We start from the raw sequence: 20381 nt of genomic DNA, 5'->3' as shown, positions 1-20381 counted from the left end.
GTAGCCGCCACCGGGGCGCCACCGAGCCGTAGGCTGATCCTCATGCGCGCGCTCCTGGTCGTGAACCCGAAAGCCACCACCACAAGTGGCCGAACCAGGGATGTCCTCACGCACGCCCTGCGGAGCGATCTCAAGCTGGAGGTCGCGGTCACCGACCGCCGGGGCCACGCCCGTGACCTGGCCCGCGAGGCGGCCGCGGACGGCACGGTGGACCTGGTGGTCGCGCTCGGCGGGGACGGCACGGTCAACGAGGTCGTCAACGGACTGCTCGCGCACGGGCCCTCCGATCGGGTGCCGCGGCTGGCCGTGGTGCCCGGTGGCAGCACCAACGTCTTCGCCCGGGCGCTCGGACTGCCCAACCACCCGGTGGAGGCCACCGGTGTGCTGCTGGACGCACTGGAGCAGCGCCGGGAGCGGGCGATCTCACTGGGCAAGGCGATGACGGAGGGGCTGCCGGACCGCTGGTTCACCTTCACCGCGGGGCTCGGCTTCGACGCCGGCGTGGTCGGCCGGGTGGAGGAGCAGCGGCGCTCGGGGCGCAAGTCCACGCACGCGCTCTACATCAGAGAAGCACTCCGGCACTACGTGACCGAGCGTGAACACCGCAGGTCCGGCCCCGTGACCTTGGAACTCCCGGGCCGCGCACCGCAGCCGGGGCTGGTGATGACCATAGTCTCGAACACCTCACCGTGGACTTTTCTCGGTAATCGCCCGGTGCTGCCCTCGCCCGCGGCTTCGTTCGAGACCGACCTTGATGTCTTCGGCATCACTCGAATGACGGCGTTCGGAACCGCTCGTACGGTCCGTCAGATTCTGCGGCCGCACACTCCTTCGGAGCAATCCCAGAAGGCCGTTGGAGCTTCCGGGAAGCACGTTGTCTCTTATCACGACGTCCGACACTTCACCTTGGTTTCCCAGGAACCGGCCCCATTTCAGGTCGACGGGGACCACCTTGGTGAGAGGAGTCGCGTCAGTTTCACAGGCGTACGACGGGCACTGCGTGTGATTGTGTGACCAGAAGGGGGTCCCGCCCTTCTTCTCGAACGCGCTAGCCCCCTTCACCCCATAGAAGTACGGCCTGTGAGGTAGGCGACACCGAAGAATCAAAAATTCCTCCTCGAAGGGGGTTGTATCCAGGCCCGAGGTTTGCGAACCTCTACATGGCGAACGGGACGCCTCGCAGCGGGACAAGCGAGACGGCCCCACCGAGCACCCCCTGGCACCTGTGGCTGCCTGGAGCCCTCGGGTTTCGCCCGAACCCCCCTCTGCACAGACTGCCGGGCCGTGAAGGCCTTAGGTCCCTTTTGCCGTTGCGGGATTCGTGAAAGCGTTCACATTCACAAGCCATCGATTGTGTCGGCCGGGCCACCGCCTGGCGACCGGAGGAGTTGGACGACCATGGACTGGCGCCACCGCGCTGTCTGCCGCGAAGAGGACCCGGAGCTGTTCTTCCCGATCGGGAACACCGGTCCTGCTCTGCTGCAGATCGAGGAAGCCAAGGCCGTGTGCCGCCGCTGTCCCGTCATGGAGCAGTGTCTGCAGTGGGCTCTGGAGACCGGCCAGGACGCCGGCGTCTGGGGCGGCATGAGCGAGGACGAGCGTCGTGCGATGAAGCGCCGCGCAGCCCGCAACCGCGCCCGCACCGCCTGAGCGAGTGCCTCGCGCACCGCACCCTGAAGTACCGCACCACTGAAGTACCGATCAACACATGATCACAGGCTTCGACCGCCACTCCGTCGAAGCCTTCCGCAGGAGCCGTCACACACCGGGCTGCCGACCAGGCAGCCGACCGGCGTGGCGACCCCGACACTTCGGCCCGGCTCGGTCCGGACACTTGATACTGTTCACTCAGAGCAATATCGTGGACCTGGGACGCTCACCGTACGCAATATGACGCGATGAGCAGCCCGGCAGTGACCGCCGCCCGTGCCGACGGTGTCACGCATCACCAGAGCCCCCGTTCCGACCGACTCCCCCCGACGGCCGGAACGGGTTGAGAGGCCCTGTCGACCCTCCCCCCCGGTCGACAGGGCCTCGTTTCTTCTGCTCCCAGCGGCCCCCGCTCCCCCTGCGGGCCCCTCATGGCCCCCGGCGCGCATCGATCTGCCGTACTGCGCACCGGAGTTGACGCAGTACGGCGCGCCGCTGAACCGCTTATCGCACCGGGATCTCCAACACCACCTTGGTGCCGCCGTCCGGCGCCGCGACCATGTCGAAGGTGCCGCCCAGCTCACCGGTGGCCAGCGTCCGCACGATCTGCAGCCCGAGGTTGCCGCCCTGCTGCGGGTCGAAGCCCTCCGGCATGCCGCGGCCGTCGTCCTGCACGGTGATCAGCAGGTACTCCTCCGGCTTCGAACCGCCCGTCCAACTGTCGGACCAACCCTTGCCGTTGACCGGCGCCCGGCCGCGCAGCGCGGTGACGAAGACACTGCCGGTGGCCCTGTCACCGAACGCGTGTTCCAGTGCGTTCTGCAGCAGCTCGGTGAGGACCATCGCCAGCGGGGTGGCCACCTCGGCCGACAGGATGCCGAAGCTGCCGCTGCGCCTGGTGTTCACCTGGCCGTCCTGGGACAGCTCCATCACCATCGCCAGCACCCGGTCCGCGATCTCGTCGAAGGCCACCTGCTCGTCCAGCGTCTGGGAGAGCGTCTCGTGCACGATGGCGATCGAGCCGACCCGGCGCACCGCCTCGTCCAGCGCGGCCCGCCCGGCGTCCGAGTCCATCCGGCGGGACTGCAGGCGCAGCAGCGCGGCCACCGTCTGCAGGTTGTTCTTCACCCGGTGGTGGATCTCCCGGATGGTGGCGTCCTTGGTCATCAGCTCCCGCTCGCGGCGGCGCAGCTCGGTGACGTCGCGGGCCAGCACCAGCGAGCCGGTGTGCACGCCCTTGGGCTTGAGCGGGATCGCACGCAGGGTGACCACGCCCCCCTGCGCCTCCACCTCGGACTGGCGCGGGGCCCACCCGCTGGCGAGCTTCACCAGCGCCTCGTGCACCGGCCCGCGCGACGGGGGCGCCAACTCGGCGGTCGTGCGCCCCAGGTGACCGCCCACCAGGTCGGTGGTCAGGCCCAGGCGGTGGTAGGCGGAGAGCGCGTTGGGGCTGGCGTAGGTGACGATGCCGTCGGCGTCCAGCCGGATCAGGCCGTCGCCGACCCGGGGGGCCGCGTCCATGTCGACCTGCTCGCCGGCGTAGGGAAACGTTCCGGCAGCGATCATCTGGGCCAGGTCGGAGGCGCTCTGCAGGTAGGTGAGCTCCAGCCGGCTCGGGGTGCGCACGGTCAGCAGGTTGGTGTTGCGGGCGATCACCCCGAGCACCCGGCCCTCGCGGCGCACCGGGATCGACTCGACCCGGACCGGCACCTCCTCGCGCCACTCCGGGTCGCCCTCGCGCACGATCCGACCCTCGTCGAAGGCGGCGTCCAGCAGCGGGCGGCGCCCGCGCGGGACCAGGTGGCCGACCATGTCGTCCTGGTAGGAGGTCGGTCCGGTGTTGGGCCGCATCTGGGCCACCGAGACGTACCGGATGCCGTCCCAGGTGGGGATCCAGAGCACCAGGTCGGCGAAGGAGAGGTCGGAGAGCAGCTGCCACTCCGAGACCAGCAGGTGGAGCCACTCCACATCGGCACCGGTGAGGGTGGTGTGGCGGCGGACGAGTTCGTTCAACGAGGGCACACCGCGAGGGTAGCCCGCGGGCGGCCCGGGCGGCCGGTCGAGGCGGGCCGGCGGCGGTCGTCGGTCATCGGCGATGGGCCCGGCAGTTGTCCAGACCAATTCTGGGCATCTCCTGGACAACCCAGATTGGTCTAGTCCACAATGGAGGAGCACCAAGGAGAGGCCCCCCGCGCACACTGCCCTGACCGCGCGCGGCCCCTCCTCGGTCGGCCGCCGCGCCGCCGGGACCCCGCACAGTCCCGACAGCGCGCCAAGGCGGCCGACGACAGCTCCGGGCTGCGGTGCCGCACAGGTTGAGGGTCCTGTGTCGGCGCCGTGGCCCGTAGTGCTGTCCGGACTCCTGCGCACTGCGACTCCCCGTGCTCTGCAGCTCCTCGGGCACCCCGGCCGGCAGCGCGAAGCCCGCCGAGGCCGCCGTCCACCTGGTCCCGCCGGCCGAAGACCGCCCGCGATCACCGGCGAGACGTTGTCCACCTAGTGCCGCACTAGGACGGGTTGTTGATCAACTGGTTGATCTGCGCGTCGGCCGCCTTGGTCGCCTGGTCCACCGACTGGCCGGCCAGGATGGCGCCGAGCATGTCGCCCAGCACGTTCTTCTTCTCCACCGCGCCCCAACCCGGGGCCACCGGGGTGAACCAGGCGTCGGGCACCGAGTTGGCCGCCGCCGCGGTCGCCGGCTTGTAGCGCAGCGGGTCGAGCTGGGTCAGGTTGTTCGGCAGGATGTTCTTGCTCGCCAGCAGGGCCTCGGACTTGGCGCTGGTGAAGAGCTTCACCCAGGCCGTGGCCGGCCCGCTCACCTGGGTCTTGGCGGTGATCGCCAGGTCGGAGCCGCCGATGAAGCTGGGCAGCGGCTTGCCGTTCGGGCCGGGGAAGGCGGCCACCTTGAGCGAGTCCTTGAGTGCGGGGTCGCCGCCCGGCGGCGTGACGGCGCTGGTCGCCTCCCAGGCGTTGCCGTAGATCGCCGCGGCCTGCTGCTTGCCCAGCACGTCGGACTGGTGCAGCTCGTTGACCGTCAGATCACCGTGGTTGTACCGCTTCACCAGGTCGATGAAGTGCGAGATGCCCTGCTGGGACTTCGGGTCCTCCAGGGTGCCGTGCCAGCTGCCGGTGGAGTCGAAGCGGGCGATCGTGCCGCCGTACGCGGCGACGTAGGACATCGCGGCGTACCAGTAGGGGCCCGGCAGGTAGAGCGGCGAGAAGGACTTGTCGCCCTTGTGGGCCGCCTGGAGCTTGTCGAGGGCCGCCGTCAGGTCGTCCTCGGTCGTGGGGAAGTCCGCGCTGCCGGTGGCCTGCTGGAACATCGCGGAGTTGTAGACGCCGACCCGGGCGCCCGCGTAGTAGGGCACGCAGAAAAGCTTGTCGTTGTAGGTGCAGGTGTTCTCCAGGCCGCGGATCCAGCTGTCCGAGTTCTCGTAGTCGCTCTTGTTCACCTGGGCCAGCGAGCCGTTCAGGATGTACTTCATGGTCTCGGTGTTGCCCAGTTCGACCACGTCCGGAGCCTTGCCCGAAGCGAGCGCGGCATCCAGGTTGTTCACCTTGTCCGCCCAGGTCTGGTAGCTCAACTTGAGGGTGACACCCGGGTACTGGGCACCGAACTCGTCGTTGACCTGCTGCACCAGGTCGGGCCAGCTGTTCTCCGCGTCGTTCATCAGCCAGACGGTCAGCGTGCCGGTGACGGCCCTGGGGTCAACAGACGCGCTGGCCTTGGGACTTGTGCTGGTGCCGCAGCCGGCCGCGCTCGCGAGGAGCACGGTTGCGACGGACGCGGTGATGAACTGACGCTTCACGCTGTCCTCCTGGAATGGTCTGCCGCCATTGGTTCAGACCAGATTTCTGGAGCCTGGCCCAGGTCAATCCGGCTGTCAATGCCCTCCAGGGAACTCCCGGCGTGCCGTTGTGAATCTGTGTCTTAATCCTTGCTTAAGGCATGACAATTGACGTGCACTCAGAAGGCAAAAACGACAATTGGGCCCCGCGGTGGAGTAATTCCACCACGGGGCCCATTTGTTGAGCGGCGGTCAGAAAGTACCAGCGAGGCACGGCGAGCCTCGCAGAAAGTATCAGCGAGGCACGGCGAGCCTCAGGAGCGCACCGTCGGCTGACCGGTGAGCACCTCGACGGCGGCCAGGCCGCAGACCCGGGCGGCGCCGTGGGTGGCGATGTGCAGCGCGCCGACCGGCGCAGCCTGCGGCACCCCCATCTCCACCACCAGGGCGTCCGGGCGGGCGGCCAGCAGCCGGTGCACGGTCGCCGCCATCCACGCGTGCCGGTGCAGGTCGCGGACGACCAGCACCAGGCGGCGCCCGTCGGACTCGCCCAGCACCCGGTCGACCAGCGCGTCCAGCTGCCCGTCCGCGGCGTCGGCGGGGCCCGCGCTCAGCGCGCGGGTGCCCGGGAAGCGCTCGGCCAGCATGCCGGCCACGCCCCACGGGGTCTCGTCGCCCACCGCGATGTTGGCCTCGGGCGAGAACGAGGCCACGTACGGACGGTCCGTCACCGGCGTGAACGGCTGCGCCGGGTCGGCGGTCACCAGCAGCGCCCGGCGGGCGGCCCGCAGGCCGATCGAGAGGTCCGGCTCGGTGGGCGCGGCCTGCCCTGCCTTTCCGTACCGGGCGAGTCGCGTCCAACTGCCCAGCGAGCGCACCCGCGCGGCGGCGTCGGCCAGCCGCTCCTCGGGGAGCCGGCCCGAACGGACCGCCTCCACGATCGCGTCCCGCAGCCGCAGCACGGTCTCCTCGTCGCAGAGCCCGCCGCCCACGCAGATCGCGTCGGCGCCGGCGGCCAGCGCCAGCACCGTGCCGTCCGCGATGCCGTAGGTGTTGGCGATCGCGCCCATCTCGATGGCGTCGGTGACGATCAGGCCCTCGTAGCCGAGCCCGCCGTCCTCCGGACGGCCGCGCAGCAGCCCGCCCAGCACGGCCCGGCTGAGCGTGGCCGGCCACACGGGGTCGACCGCCGGGAGCATGATGTGCGCGCTCATCAGGGCCTTGGCGCCGGCCTCGACGGCGGCCCGGAACGGCACCAGGTCGCGCGAGCGCAGCAGGTCCTCGTCCACGCCGATCATCGGCAGGCCGTGGTGCGAGTCGATCGCCGTGTCACCGTGGCCGGGGAAGTGCTTGGCGCAGGCGGCCACGCCCGCCGACTGCAGGCCCTCGACCCAGGCGGCGGTGTGCCGGGCGCACAGCTCGGGGTCGGCACCGAAGGAGCGCACGCCGATGATCGGGTTGCCCGGGTTGGAGTTGACGTCCGCCGAGGGAGCCCAGTTGTAGTTGATGCCGCAGGCGGCCAGCGCCCGGCCCAGCTCGCGGGCCACGTCGCGGGTCAGCGCCGGGTCGTCGATCTCGCCGAGGGCCAGGTTGCCCGGCCAGGAGGAGCCGTTGCCCACCTCCAGGCGGGTGACGTCGCCGCCCTCCTCGTCGATCGCGATCAGCAGGTCGGGGTTCTCCTGGCGCAACTGGGCGGTGAGCGCCGCCAGCTGGGCCTGGTCGGTGACGTTGCGCCCGAAGAGGGCCACCGAGCCGAGGCCGGCCGCCAGGTGGCGGCGGACCCACTCGGGCGGGGTGATGGTGCCCTCGAAGCCGGGCTGCAGGACGGTCATCGCGTCGCGGTGCAGCTGGTCGCTGTCCGGGATGCTCGGGATGAGGATGCTCATGGCGGCCGATCAGCCCTTCACTGCGCCGGCGGTCATCCCGCCGACAGCCTTGCGTTGGAGGAACAGGAAAATGACCAGGACCGGGATGGCGAACAGGGTGGAGGCGGCCATCGTGGCGCCCCAGTCGTCACCGAAGACGCTCTGGAACGAGGTCAGCCAGAGCGGCAGGGTCTGCGCGGTGCCGGGGCCGGTGGACTTCTCCAGGATCAGCGCGAGCGGCAGCTCGTTCCAGGCGGTGATGAAGCCGAACAGCGAGGTCGACATCAGGCCCGGGGCGAGCAGCGGGAAGACCACCTTCACGAAGGCCTGGAAACGGGTGCAGCCGTCCACCATCGCCGACTCCTCCAGCTCCTTGGGCACCGCGGCGATGAACCCGCGCAGCGTCCAGATCGTGAAGGGCAGCACCATCATCATGTAGAAGAGGGTCAGCGGGACCAGGCTGTCGAGCATGTCCTTGTCCCGGACGATCATGTAGACCGAGATCGTCATGACCTCCCAGGGCGCCATCTGGGCCAGCATGATCACCAGGACGAAGGCCTTGCGGCCGCGGAACCTCATCCGGGCGACGGCGAAGGAGGCCAGCGTGGCGATCACCAGCGAGGCCAGCACCGCGATGATCGTCACGGTGAAGCTGTTGCCGACCATCTCCCAGAACTGCGCGGCGCCGGTGGCGGCCTTGAAGTGGTCCAGCGTGCCGCTCAGCGGCAGGAAGACCGGGGTCTTGCTGATGATGTCCCGGTTCGCCTTGAAGGCCGTGATGAGCATCCAGTAGACCGGGAACACGAAGAAGACGAAGAGGACGGCCGCGATGATGTTCGGCCAGCTCCGTCCGATGAGCGAGCGCCTCACAGCTCGTCCTCCTGCTTCAGAATGATCCGGAAGTAGTACGCCATCATCACGCCGAGCATCAGGATGGTCAGCACGGCGATGGTCGAGGCGACTCCGTAGTGCTGGTTGCCGGTGCCCTGGATGTAGGCGTAGAGCGGCAGCGTGGCGGTCAGGCCGCCGGGGCCGCCCGCGTTGATGGCGAGCACCTGGGTGAAGGCCTTGAAGACCCAGATGACCTCGAGGAACGTGGTGCTGAGGAAGAACGGCTTGAGGCTGGGGTAGACCACGCACTGGAAGATCTTCCACGCGCCGGCGCCGTCCATCCGGGCCGCCTCGTAGAGCTCGGTCGGGATGGTGGTCAGGCCGGCGTACATGTTGAACGCCACGAACGGGATCGAGCCCCAGACGATCAGCAGGATGATCACGAAGAACGTGCCGGTCTGGGTGCTGTACCAGTTGTACTCGGCCATGGCGTGCCAGCCCAGCTTGTCCAGCAGCCAGTTGACCACGCCGTAGCGGGAGTCGAAGAGCCAGCTGAAGACGGTGGCGCTGGCCACGATGGGCATCGCCCAGGCGAGGATCAGACCGGCCTGGAGCAGGATCCGCATCTTCTTGCCGAGCCGGTTGAGCAGCATGCCGACCAGGGTGCCGCCGACCATGATCGCGACGACGTTGATCAGGGTGAACACCACCGAACGCTCGGTGGTGTGCCAGAAGTCAGGGTCGGTCAGCTGGTCCTTGTAGTTCTCGAACCCGTTCCACTCGGTCAGGTGGAGGATCAGCTGACGCTTGTTCAGGTTCTGGAACGACAGCTCGAAGGTCTTGATCAGCGGCCAGCCGAGCAGGGCCAGGGTGGCCACGATGGCGGGCAGGAGCAGCAGGTAGGGGGTACTGCGCGCCAGCAGGGTCGGACCGACCAGCGGTCTGACCCTGCTCGTGGCGACGTCGGCCGGGCTGCCCCCGGCACCGTTGCCTGGCTCCGGGGATCGAGTGGGCACCCGCTCCGATTGCACAGCCATCGTTCTCTCTTCCTCACACCTGGCCGGACAAGTGGCCATACAGACAGGGCGGCGGCGCCGCCCGCCCGCCCTCCGTGGTGGGGGCGGGCGGGCGACGCCGCTCGGGGACTACTGCTTCTGGCCGAGAAGCTTCGTCATGGTGTCGTCGTACTTCTTCGCGGTGGAGTCGTAGTCCGCACCCTGGAGGACCGCGGCGAGGAAGTCCTTGATCGGGTTCGGGGTGTTCTCCACGTTGGCCCAGTTCGGCGTGTTCGGGGTGGTGGAGCCGTTGGCCGAGGCCGGGATGGCGGCCTGGGCGAACGGGGTGGTGGCCAGCGAGTCCAGCGAGGTCTTGTTCGGGATCAGGCCGGCGGAGGCCATCTGGCCCTCGTACTTGTCCGACAGCATGATCTTCAGCAGACCCTTGGCCAGGTCGGGGTTCTTGGTGTCCTGGGCGATCGCCAGGTTCGAGCCGCCGAGGAAGACGCCGGACGGCTTGTCCGCGGTCTTGCCGGGGAGCGGGAAGTAGCCCACCTGGTCGGCCGGGATGTCCTTCGGGTCCGGGGCCTCCCAGCCCAGGCCGATCATGGCGCCCACGTCACCCTTGGAGAAGACGGTGGTCTGCTCCGGGGTGGCCTCGTCCTTGTCCTTCGGCGCGGTCGAGTAGCTCTGCAGCTTCTGGTAGGTCGCGAAGGCGTCCTTGGCCTCCGGCGACTCCAGGTTGCCGACCCAGGTCGAGCCGTTCTGCTTGGCGATCTGGCCGCCCTGGCCGGCGAGCAGGCCGAAGTAGGTGTACCACTCCTGGCCCGGCAGGTAGATCGGCTGGCTGACGCCCTGGGTGGCCTTCAGCTTGTCGAGGTCGCCGTAGAACTCGTCCAGCGTCTTCGGGGTGCCGGTGATGCCGGCCTTGGTCCACAGCGCCTTGTTGTAGATGACCACGCGGTTGGTGAAGTACCACGGGGCGGCGTACTGCTTGCCGTCCAGCACCGAGGAGGCGTTCAGGTTGGCGGCCCAGTCGTTGCCGCCGAGGTCGGCCTTGGCCGAGGTGAGGTCCAGCAGGCCGCCGCTGGCCGCGTAGCCGGCGGTCTGGGTGTTGCCGACCTCCAGCACGTCCACCGAGTTGTCGGACAGACCGGTGGTGACCTTCGCCCCGATGCCGTCCCACTTCTGGATCTGGATGTTGAGCTTGGCCCCCGGGTACTGGGACTCGAAGTCGGCCTTGACGCCGTCCTGCCAGGCCTGCGAGGCCGAACCGGACATGAGCCACGCGGTGATGGTCTTGCCGTTGTAGTTGGCCGGCTTGCCGCCCGCGCTGTCGTCCTTCTTGCTGGACGAGCCACACGCCGCGAGGCCGACGACCATGGCCGCGACGCCGACCGCCGCGATGAGCTGACGCTTCACGCCATCCTCCTGAGGGATGCCCGGGTGCCCCCCATCGGTGGCCGGCGGCATATCCCCGTAGAAGGGGAGGAATGGTGCCGCGAACCTTGAGATGGTCTGGGGATTCATGAGTTGGTCTGCAGTGGTGTAGACCAGATGCCTGGAGCTTGGCCTAGACCAATGGGCGTGTCAACGGGCCGAAGAGCAATCCGGACGAGCCGTTACCAAGCCGACACCGCTCATCGTTCATCGTGTGATGCGCTCCCCGTCGCCTGGGCATACGTGCAACGATGTGTGCCGTTAACGAGGCAGTGAGGGCCAGGAGGGCCTCACGAGGAGCGGAGAAGCGCCCATGAGCAGCGACGGGGGCAGCACGGCCCAGCTTCGGGCGGAGGAGCCCCAGGCGGAGCCGTCCGCCCAGGTGCCGGCGGGCGATCCCGCCGCGGCGCGGGTGCCCAAGTACTACGGACTGAAGCGCCACCTGCTCCAGCTCACCGAGACCCAGCCGGCCGGCACCCCGGTCCCGCCGGAGCGCGCGCTGGCCGCGCAGTTCGACACCTCGCGCACCACCGTGCGCCAGGCGCTCCAGGAACTGGTGGTGGAGGGCCGGCTGGAGCGGATCCAGGGCAAGGGCACCTTCGTGGCCAAGCCCAAGGTCGCCCAGGCGCTCCAGCTCACCTCCTACACGGAGGACATGCGCGCCCAGGGCCTGGAGCCCACCTCGCGGCTGATCGAGGTCGGCTACATCACCGCCGACGAGCACCTCGCCCCGCTGCTCGACATCAAGCCCGGCAGCCGGGTGCTGCGGATCGAGCGCCTGCGCCTGGCCAACGGCGACCCGATGGCCATCGAGGTGGCGCACCTGTCCGCCAAGCGGTTCCCCGCGCTGCGGCGCAACCTGGTCAAGCACAACTCGCTCTACGCCGCGCTGCGCGAGGTGTACGACGTGGTGGTGGCCGAGGCCGAGGAGACGATCGAGACCACGCTGGCCAACCCGCGCGAAGCCGGGCTGCTCGGCTCGGACCTCGGGTTGCCGATGCTGCAGCTGTCGCGGCACTCCTTCGACGCACAGGGGGCGCCGGTGGAGTGGGTGCGGTCGATCTACCGGGGGGACCGGTACAAGTTCATCACCCGGCTGCAGCGGCCGGGGCAGTAAGGGACGGCTCCTCGGTGATGGCGGTCCGGTGGGAACCGGACCGCCATCACCGTGCTCAGGTGCCGGCGCCGGCCGCGGGCTTGTTCGTCACCAGGCAGAGCACGTAGTTGTTGCCGGTCTCGTGGTGGGTGAACGACTTCTCGTAGTTCGGGTACTTGTCGCAGGCGGTCTCACCGTCGGTGGCGCCGTTGACCCGGCCCAGCACCTTGAGCTCGGCGCTCGGGTCGGAGCAGGGCAGCTGCTTGAGCGCCGGGCTGTCGTCGGTGCCGGTGTTGTGCAGGCAGTCGCCGGTCACGATGTCGAGCGGCAGCGGGGTGTGCAGGCCCGCGGTGGAGTTGAACGGCGAGTTGTCGTTGCTGTTCGTGCTGTGGCCGACCGCGGCGCCGAACACCACCAGGGCGAGGAACAGCGCGATCCCGGCCGCCGGCACGAGCAGCATCAGCGCCGCCGGGCGGCGAAGCAGCGGCTTGCCCGGGTCGAGCTGCGGTCCGAGCGGGCCGGGCGCGGCGGGCGGCAGGCGCTTGATCTTGTTGTGGGCGACCAGGTTGCGCAGCAGGGTGATCGGGGTCATCACCGAGGAGAGGTAGCCCCACCAGCCCTGGACGAGCGTGCGGGCCGACATGTGGCGGACCATCGCCGTGCCGCAGGTCCGGCAGAACGGGCCGGGCTGGCGGAGGAACCGCATGATGATGATCATGCCCTGGTGGCCGCGGACGGTCGTCTGCACGGCCGGGAAGCCGCCGCAGAACCGGCAGGTGAGGACGCCGGGCGGGGCGTAGGCGGGGGCGGGGGCGCCGTAGGGCTGCGCGCCGTAGGCGGGGGCGCCGTAGGCCGGGGCGGGCGCGCCGTAGGCCGGGGCGGGCGCGCCGTAGGCGGGCGCCGGGGCACCGTAGGCCGGGGCCGGGGCTGGGGCGCCGTAGGCGGGCGCGGGCGAACCGTACGCGGGGGCCGGGGCGCCGTAGGCCGGCGGCGCGCCGTACGGAGCGGGCTGCGGCTGCTGCGGCGGGGCGGCGGTGGCGTACGGGTTGGACTGCGGCGGCGGGTAGGGCGAACTCAAGGTGTGATTCCCCGTTGGTGGTGATGGCACCGGTCCCCGATCCGGCGTGCGTGGCCAGCGGGGTCGGGCGACCGGGACGACGCATGAAGATACCGCGTGGTCACCGCTCGTCACGAGCCGCGGGCGGGATTCGGGGCGGGCCGGTAGGGCCCACCAGCACCGGATCTGACTCGCCGTCGCCCTCGCCGGGACGGTGCCCTCGGGCTCCTCGGCGCTCACGACGGCCCGGTCCGCGCGTGGCGCGGGCAGGCACAGGCCGGCCACCGACGGACCCCGCAGGCCCGGCCCTCGCTCTCCCCACCCACTCCTTTGCCGCGTTCGTCGCGACCCTCAAGTCCGGCTCGCCCAGCGCCTCCTGAGGCGACGCTGCGACCCTCGTGCGCCCCTTGACCGTACCGGCGCTTCGGGAGACGGTGGCGCGCAACCGGGCGGGCGTACCCCGGACTCCGAGGGGGCTTGCGATGCCAGTGAAAGCGCCGGACTTCACCACACTGCTGCAGGGCGCACGGCGCACGGCGGCGCACCTGGAGCTGCGCGACAACTACCGCACCACCGGCGAGGCTCCCGGCGTGCAGCTGATCCGCGAGACCGCGGCGCGGGGCGTGGTGCTGCGCCGCGCCCGGATCACGGACGAGCCGGGAGCCGACGCCGCCACCCTGGCCGCCTCCTGCGCCGCCGGCGAGCTGGTCCGCTGGCTGCCGCGGACCAGGGCCTCGGGCATCGCGCTGCCGGGCAGGGACTTCTGGCTGATCGACACCCGCCTGGTGCTCTTCCACTGGTACGCCGACGACGGCGCGTGGGCCGGCCACCACTTCACCGGGGACCCCGGCGCCGTCAGGCTCTGCAGCGCGGCGTTCGAAGCGGTCTGGGCCCGGGCCCTTCCGCATGCGCCGGACCGTGCCGGTGGCACATCGCTCGGCCCGGCGCGCAGCACCTGGGAGCACCTGCACCCGTGACCGCCGCCGCGTGCCCTTGACCTTCCCCTTTGGGGAGGCCGCACAGTGGGCGGTGACCGGGCACCCCGCCCGGGGCGAGGAGGCGAGCCGACCATGGGCCTGATGAGCATCGGCGAGTTCGCGCACCTGTCGCGACTCTCCCCCAAGGCGCTGCGGCTCTACGACGAGCTCGGGCTGCTGGTGCCGGCCCGGGTGGACGCGGCGACCGGCTACCGCCGGTACGCGGACGCGCAGCTGGACCAGGCCCGCCTGGTCTCCTCGCTGCGCCGGCTCGGCGTCCCGCTGGCGCGGATCAAGGAGGTCCTCTCGCTGGAGCCGGCGTCGGCCGCCGAGGCGATCCGCGCCCACTGGGCCTGGAGCGAGGCCGAGCACGCCGCCCAGCGCGTCCTGGTGGCCCGCCTCGTCGACCGTCTTCACGGAGAGAAGCCCGCCATGTACGAGGTCACCGTCCGCGACATCCCCGAGCGCAGCCTGCTCAGCCGGATCAGCCGGGTCCACCAGGACGAGCTGGAGGAGGTGACCCGGGAGCTGTTCATCCGCCGTCTGCGGGGCGGCGGCGCGCCGCGGACCGAGGGGGTCGCCGGAGCACCGTTCATCGTCTACCACGGAGAGGTGAGCGGGGACAGCGACGGCCCGGTCGAGTGGTGCTGGCCCGTCCCCGCGGAGCGGGCCGAGGAGGTCGCCACCGGGTTCCCCGACCTCACGCTGCGCACCGAGCCCGCGCACCAGGAGGCGTTCGTCCGCCAGGACGCGCCGGGGCGGTGGGTCAGCAGCGCGCAGGCGGAAGTCGCCGTCGAGAGCCTGTACGCCTGGGCCGCCGACCGGCACCGCCGACCGTCCGGCGGGCTGCGGGGCGTGCTGGTCCCGGACCCGGCCGGCACGGGCGCCGGGCCGTACTGCGAGTTCGCGATCGCGCTGCGCTGAGCCGGCCGGGAGGCAGCGACGGCACGCACGGCGCCAGGCCCGTAACGTACCGCACCCCTGCCCCGGTTCACCCGAACCCGTCGTTTCGGGCACACACATGACGGATCGGTAGATATCTCGCAGAGCAACCCATCGATCACCCAATTGGTCTGGACCACGCCACCAGCCCCCGGTTAGGGTCGCTGTCGGAGGCCGCGCTGGAGCGCGGCTCCGTCCCCTCGCAACCCATCCGGCGGGCCCGTTCGCCCTGCGCGCGTCGACCGTGCCCGAAGCCGAGCCGTTGCGGAGCGGTCGAGCTTCTCGGCCACAGTCAATTCGAGCCTGGAGTGATGGCATGCCGACGTCTGACGACCGATATCTGCATCGAGCCGCTTCCTCCCTCCCGTACTTCAGCGCGGACGGCGAGGCCTACCTCACGCCCACCCCGCTGCGGGACCTCAAGAAGGTGCGCCCGCTGCGGGTGCTCTCCGAGGCGGACTTCGCGTTCTGGCAGACGTACGGCTACGTGGTGGTCAGGGAGGCGATCCCGGCCGAGGCGGCCCAGCAACTGCTGGACTTCGCCTGGGACTTCCAGGGGCTCGACCCGGACCGGCCGGAGACCTGGTACGAGGAGCAGAGCTTCCGCTCCGAGCTGGAGCAGGAGTTGCACGTCTACGGCTTCGTCGAGGCGTACCAGCACCAGCTGATCTGGGACAGCCGCCAGGCCCAGCGGGTCTACGACGCGTTCGTGGACGTGTGGGACTGCGAGGAGCTGTGGGTGACGCTGGACCGGCTCAACCTCAACCCGCCCAACGTCAGGACCCGCGACCGCGCCCTGATCGCACCCACCGACAAGGGCTTCGACATCGAGCTGCACTGGGACGTGGACTCCACGCTGAGCGTGCTGCCACAGCGGGTGCAGGGGATCATCGCGCTGAACGACACCCGCCCGGAGCTCGGCGGGTTCCAGTGCAACCCCGAGCTGTTCCGCCGCTTCGAGCAGTGGCGGATGGACCAGCCCGCCGACCGGGACCCGATCCGCCCCGCCGTCGACCGCGAGGAGTTCCCGGTGGTCCGGCCCGAGTTGAAGGCCGGCGACCTGCTGATCTGGAACGGCATGCTGGCGCACGGGGTGGCTCGCAACACCTCCGAGGACGGCGTCCGCTCGGTGCAGTACCTGTCCATGATGCCCGCGCTGGAGGAGGCCGAGGAGATGCGGCGCTCGCGGATCGAGTCGTGGCGCACGCTCTCCACGCCCACCTGGAACCGGACGCTGGTCGGCGACGCCAAGCGGCACGAGTCGCTGCGCTACGGCGCCGCCGAGCTGACCGGGCTGGGCGAGAAGCTGCTGGGTCTGCGGTCCTGGAACGCCACGGACGCCAAGCCCGCGGACATCGAGGCGTCGAGCGGGGGACGGTCATGCGACGCATCTGCCTGACCCTGCCCACCAACCGGGCCTGCGAGGCCACGATCTCGGCGATCCGCGAGGAAGCCCGGTACGCGGCAACGCACTTCGAGGTCGAGGTGCACCTGCTGATCCTGGACTCCTCGGACGAGCCGACCTTCGCCGTGCACGCCAAGGCGGTCGACGGGGCCGACCCGGTCCCGGGCGTCGTGGTGCACCACCTGGACGAGGCGGCCCAGCGGGACTTCCTGCAGCGGACGATCGAGCGCTCCGGCCTCGCGGAGCCCGAGCTGCTGCTCGACCTGATGCTGCCCGAGGGCGTCTCCTACGGGGCCTGCACCAACCGCGCCTTCCTGATCGCCGCCGCGCTCGGCTGTGCGTCGGTGCACCGCAGGGATTCCGACAGCGACTACCAACTCAGCGACGGCGAACCGGTCTTCCCGATCCTGCACGAGCTGCGCTCGCTGGGCAGGCGGGCCGGCGAGGCGGCCGATGGCGTCACCGAGAGCACGCTGGACCCGGCGCACGAGCACAAGCCCGTGGTCCTGGTGGGCAGTTCCTTCATCGGTGAACTCTCGGTGGACATCAGCGAGATCCAGCAGCTGGACCCGGAGGTCTACCACGACGTGGTCAGCCTGTGGGCACCGGAGCACTGGTCGGCCGAGCAGAAGCGGGAGTTGGTGGCGGAGTCGTTCCGCGGCGCCGGCACCGACCCGTTCACCGAGGACCTCGCCACGCTGGACATCGTCGACCCGATGCGGCTGGACATGTGCAACATCAGCTTCGCGCAGGTGCAGGAGCTGGTGCCGCTGCCGCCCGCGCGGGACACCATCGGCAGCGACTACTTCCTCATGCACCTGGTGCAGGACGCGAAGCTGCCGGGCGTGCTGCACAACCGGCACATCGTGAACTTCTACACCGGCGAGCGGCGCACCGACGCCGGATTCCTGGCCTACCAGCTGCGGTTCACCAAGTTCTTCCTGTCGATGCTCTACTTCAACGCCGTCTACGAGCAGCTGGCCGCGGCCGGCGAGAGCCTGCTGGACGACCGCCAGCAGGTGCGCCCGCGTGCGGTCGCCGCGATCGTGCGGGAGAGCGCCGGCCTGGACACCGCGGAGAACCTGCGGCGGCTGGCCGTCATCGACCGCTGCTACCGCCGGCTCGGCGGCCGGTACGCGCAGTTCGCCGACCTTCTGGCACCCCGCCACGACCAGCTGCTCGACGAGGCGCGGCTGGACATCGAGAACTTCGCTCTGCTGATCGAGGCCTGGGAGCCGCTGATCCGGGCGAGCAGGGCCACGAGCGTCCATCCGCTGCCCCGGTAGCCCGAGTCGGACCCGGACCATCACCATGACGCACACCAATACCCGGCTGCGCGCTGCCCTGGCAGCCGCCACCGAGGACCAACTCGTCTACGACCTCGCCGGAATCCAGGACCAGTACGCAACGCTGCAGCGGGAGTTGCCCGAGGTGGCGATCCGCTTCGCCATGAAGGCCTGCCCGGTGGACGAGGTGCTCACCGCACTGGCCCGGCAGGGCGCCGGCTTCGACGCGGCGAGCCCGAGCGAGATCGAGCAGGCGCTCGGCACCGGCGTGCCGGTCGAACGGATCCACTACGGCAACACCATCAAGTCCGACCGGAACATCGCCGACGCCTACCGGCTCGGCGTCCGGGACTTCGCCACCGACAGCCTGCCGGACGTGGCGGCGATCGCCGCCAACGCGCCGGGCGCCCGGGTGTTCTGCCGACTGGCCACCAGTGGAGAAGGGGCGCTCTGGGGCCTGAGCCGGAAGTTCGGCTGCTCGGCCGAGGACGCGGTGCTGGTGCTGGCGGCGGCGCAGGCGGCGGGTCTGACGCCGGCCGGGGTGTCCGTGCACGTCGGCTCGCAGCAGATGACGGCCGAGGCCTGGCGCGACACCTTCGAGCAACTCGCGGACGTGATCGAGGAACTGGGTCGGCACGGGATCCGCCTCGCGCACGTCAACCTCGGCGGCGGCCTGCCCGCGCTCGGCTACCGCGACCGGCGCGGCACCCGGCTGGACCCGCCGCTGGAGAAGATCTTCACCGCGATCCGCGAGGGCATGCAGCGACTGCGGGCGGTGGCCGGCTCCTGCGGCGGCGCCCCGCTGCACTTCCTGATGGAACCCGGGCGCTACCTGGTCGCCGACCACGGCGCGATCCGGGCGCACGTCTACCGGCTCTCCGCGCGGCAGCAACTCGACGGGGAGCGGCAGTACTGGCTCTACCTGAGCTGCGGGAAGTTCAACGGGCTCTACGAGATGGACCAGTTGCAGTACCAGCTGGAGTTTCCCTCGCACCCGCAGGCGACGGACGCGGACCACGTGCCCGCCGTGGTCGCCGGCCCCACCTGCGACAGCGACGACGCCTACCCGCACGAGGACGACCTGGTGCGGGTGCCGAGGGCCGTCGAGTCCGGGGAGCCGGTCTGGATCTTCTCCTGCGGCGCCTACGCCACCAGCTACATGACCCAGGGCTTCAACGGGTTCAGCCCGGTGCCCTACACCCTCCTCCCAGGCGAAGGTCCCGACCGATGAACCAGGACATCCGCATCCGGCCGATCCACGACGGCGACTGGGACGCGATCGTCGCACTGGAGGCCGCCACCTACACCGACGGCGAACTCTCGGAGGAGCGAGCCGCGTTGGAGTCCCGGGGCCGGGTCGCGCCCGGCACCAGCTTCGTGCTGGAGCGCGAACGGCGTTTGCTGGGCTACGTGTTGGCGCTGCCCTACCCGGTGGACCGCTACCCGGACCTGAGCCGGGCGGAGCACCGCGCCCACCGGTCGCGCAACCTGCACCTGCACGACCTCGTCATCGCCCCGGGTGCGCGTGGCCGGCGGCTGGGCACCCGGCTGCTGGCCCACCTCACCGCGACGGCCGCGGCCAAGGGCTACGAGCGGATCTCGCTGGTCGCCGTCGGCGGGGCGCACACCTTCTGGGCCGCGCACGGCTTCGCCGCCCACCCCGGGATCGCGCTCCCAACGGGGTACGGCCCGGACGCGCACTACATGTCCAGCACGGTGCCCGAGCACCCGTCCGGCACGGTGCCCGGGCACCGGAGCGAGGAGTCGAAGCCCGTCAGCGACCTGTCCCCCGGGTCACCCTCAGAAGACGAAGTAGGCTGATTTCAGATGTTCCGCGCCCGCGATCCGTTCCGCCGCTCCCAACTGGCGATCGCCGCACTGTTCTGCTTCCTCGGGTTCCAGTACGGCACTTGGGCCTCGCGGATCCCCACCATCAAGGCGCACCTGGGCCTGAGCGCGGCCGAGGTGGGTCTGCTGCTGATGGCCACCGGCGTGGGCGCCGCCGCCTCGTTCCCGCTGGTCGCGCTGCTGATGAGGCGCCTGGGCTCGCGGCGGCTGTCCGTCCTGTCGGCGCTCTGCCTCGGGGTGATCCTGCTGGCGATGGCCGGGCTGCCGAACTATCCCGTCGCCCTGCTGGTCATGCTCTGCGACGGCGTCGCCGTCGGGGCGCTGAACGTCGCGATGAACGCGCAGGGGGCGGCGCTCGAAGTCCGGTACGAGCGGACCACGATGACCAAGCTGCACGCCACCTTCAGCGCCGGTTCGCTCTGCGCGGCGCTGCTCGCCTCCGCAGTGAACGCCTTCACCACCGCCCTGGTGGCGCACTTCGCGGTGGCCGCCGTCCTGCTGCTCCTGCTGGTCGGCTACGCCCGCGCCGACCTGCTGACGGAGGACCAGCAGTCGGCCGCGGAGAAGACGGAGAAGAAGAGCCGCCGCCGGTTCGCCCTGCCCGCGCGCCTGACGCTGTGGATGGGCCTGGCGATGGCGTTCGGCACGGTGACCGAGGGCGCCATGAACGACTGGTCGGCGCTCTACCTGAAGGACGTCGCCAAGGCGGCGGCCTCGTCGGCGCCACTGGGCATCGCGGTCGTCTCGGTGATGATGGTGCTGGCCCGGATCTTCGCCGACGGCTGGCGCGAGCGGGTGGGCGACGCGCGGATCGTGCGGGTCGGCAGCGCAATTGCCGGCGTCGGCCTGGCGCTGGCCCTGCTGGTCGGCGGCGTGCTGCCGGCGCTGATCGGCTTCGCCTGCGTGGGCCTGGGCATCGCCGCCGTCACACCGTGCGTCTACGTGGCCGCGGCCCGGCAGGGCTCGGACTCGCTCACCCTGGTCGCCACCATGGGCACGGTCGGCCTGCTGGCCGGGCCGGCCACGATCGGCTTCATCGCGAGTGCGAGCGGCCTGGTCTGGGGCATGGGCGCGGTCGCCTGCGCCGCGCTGCTGGTCTCCCTGTGCAGCACGCAGATCCCCTGGCCGCCCCGCGCCGAGGCCGCCGCCGAGGCACCGGCCGAGGCGCCCGCCGCAGCCTGACGCGACGGCACCCGGCGGC

General features: G+C 70.6%; 17 protein-coding genes. 10 read left to right on the top strand and 7 right to left on the bottom strand.

The features are described 5' to 3' along the window. Nucleotides 1-42 precede the first annotated feature (42 nt). Together OG500_RS24090 and OG500_RS24085 are read left to right on the top strand one after the other, a co-directional pair. Complete coding sequence (locus OG500_RS24090; protein ID WP_327068901.1) at nt 43-1014, top strand: diacylglycerol/lipid kinase family protein; 972 nt, start codon at nt 43-45, stop codon at nt 1012-1014. 384 nt (nt 1015-1398) lie between these two features. After that, a complete protein-coding gene (locus OG500_RS24085; protein ID WP_014138019.1) occupies nt 1399-1650 on the top strand; it encodes a WhiB family transcriptional regulator in 252 nt (83 codons plus the stop codon). Nucleotides 1651-2154: 504 nt separating this feature from the next. Here OG500_RS24085 and OG500_RS24080 read toward each other — a convergent pair. From OG500_RS24080 to OG500_RS24055, 6 genes are all read right to left on the bottom strand, one after another. Beyond that, nucleotides 2155-3672: a sensor histidine kinase gene (locus OG500_RS24080; protein WP_327068900.1), complete on the bottom strand. Its 1518-nt coding sequence runs from the start codon at nt 3670-3672 to the stop codon at nt 2155-2157. A gap of 485 nt (nt 3673-4157) precedes the next feature. Next, a complete protein-coding gene (locus tag OG500_RS24075; protein ID WP_327068899.1) occupies nt 4158-5459 on the bottom strand; it encodes an extracellular solute-binding protein in 1302 nt (433 codons plus the stop codon). A 293-nt stretch (nt 5460-5752) separates the two neighbouring features. Next, complete coding sequence (locus OG500_RS24070) at nt 5753-7324, bottom strand: glycoside hydrolase family 3 protein (RefSeq protein WP_327068898.1); 1572 nt, start codon at nt 7322-7324, stop codon at nt 5753-5755. Between the two features lie 9 nt (nt 7325-7333). Then, entirely contained in the window at nt 7334-8173 is an 840-nt protein-coding gene (locus OG500_RS24065) for a carbohydrate ABC transporter permease (protein WP_327068897.1), read from the bottom strand. Then, the gene (locus OG500_RS24060) at nt 8170-9171 is read right to left on the bottom strand and encodes a carbohydrate ABC transporter permease (RefSeq protein WP_327068896.1); all 1002 of its coding nucleotides are present in this window, start codon (nt 9169-9171) and stop codon (nt 8170-8172) included. Before OG500_RS24060 ends, OG500_RS24065 begins: the two co-directional genes overlap by 4 nt. Nucleotides 9172-9279: 108 nt before the next feature. Beyond that, nucleotides 9280-10551 carry an extracellular solute-binding protein gene (locus OG500_RS24055; RefSeq protein WP_327068895.1) on the bottom strand — a complete coding sequence of 424 codons (1272 nt, stop codon included), beginning with the start codon at nt 10549-10551 and terminating at the stop codon, nt 9280-9282. A 331-nt stretch (nt 10552-10882) separates the two neighbouring features. Between OG500_RS24055 and OG500_RS24050 the strand changes: the two genes are divergently transcribed. After that, the gene (locus OG500_RS24050; RefSeq protein ID WP_327068894.1) at nt 10883-11686 is read left to right on the top strand and encodes a GntR family transcriptional regulator; all 804 of its coding nucleotides are present in this window, start codon (nt 10883-10885) and stop codon (nt 11684-11686) included. Nucleotides 11687-11741: 55 nt separating this feature from the next. Here the strand turns inward: OG500_RS24050 and OG500_RS24045 are convergent, their stop codons facing one another. After that, nucleotides 11742-12743, bottom strand: a complete 1002-nt coding sequence (locus tag OG500_RS24045; RefSeq protein ID WP_327068893.1) for an LppU/SCO3897 family protein — start codon at nt 12741-12743, stop codon at nt 11742-11744. A gap of 461 nt (nt 12744-13204) precedes the next feature. On the opposite strand from OG500_RS24045, the gene OG500_RS24040 reads away from it, so the two are divergent. From OG500_RS24040 to OG500_RS24010, 7 genes are all read left to right on the top strand, one after another. Then, the gene (locus OG500_RS24040; RefSeq protein ID WP_327068892.1) at nt 13205-13699 is read left to right on the top strand and encodes a DUF6879 family protein; all 495 of its coding nucleotides are present in this window, start codon (nt 13205-13207) and stop codon (nt 13697-13699) included. A gap of 93 nt (nt 13700-13792) precedes the next feature. Continuing rightward, nucleotides 13793-14623 carry a MerR family transcriptional regulator gene (locus OG500_RS24035; protein ID WP_327068891.1) on the top strand — a complete coding sequence of 277 codons (831 nt, stop codon included), beginning with the start codon at nt 13793-13795 and terminating at the stop codon, nt 14621-14623. 334 nt (nt 14624-14957) lie between these two features. Next, a complete protein-coding gene (locus OG500_RS24030; RefSeq protein WP_327068890.1) occupies nt 14958-16040 on the top strand; it encodes a phytanoyl-CoA dioxygenase family protein in 1083 nt (360 codons plus the stop codon). Further along, nucleotides 16022-17332, top strand: a complete 1311-nt coding sequence (locus OG500_RS24025; protein ID WP_327068889.1) for a DUF6271 family protein — start codon at nt 16022-16024, stop codon at nt 17330-17332. The genes OG500_RS24030 and OG500_RS24025 overlap by 19 nt, the downstream gene beginning before the upstream one ends. A gap of 25 nt (nt 17333-17357) precedes the next feature. Then, on the top strand, nt 17358-18563 hold the full coding sequence (locus OG500_RS24020) for a type III PLP-dependent enzyme (protein WP_327068888.1): 1206 nt from the start codon (nt 17358-17360) through the stop codon (nt 18561-18563). Further along, nucleotides 18560-19153, top strand: a complete 594-nt coding sequence (locus OG500_RS24015) for a GNAT family N-acetyltransferase (RefSeq protein ID WP_327068887.1) — start codon at nt 18560-18562, stop codon at nt 19151-19153. Before OG500_RS24020 ends, OG500_RS24015 begins: the two co-directional genes overlap by 4 nt. 6 nt (nt 19154-19159) lie before the next feature. Continuing rightward, entirely contained in the window at nt 19160-20362 is a 1203-nt protein-coding gene (locus OG500_RS24010; protein ID WP_327068886.1) for an MFS transporter, read from the top strand. Nucleotides 20363-20381: the final 19 nt, after the last annotated feature.

It is taken from the genome of Kitasatospora sp. NBC_01250 (assembly GCF_036226465.1).
Lineage (GTDB): Bacteria > Actinomycetota > Actinomycetes > Streptomycetales > Streptomycetaceae > Kitasatospora.
This window is presented reverse-complemented; position numbering and strand designations above follow the sequence as displayed.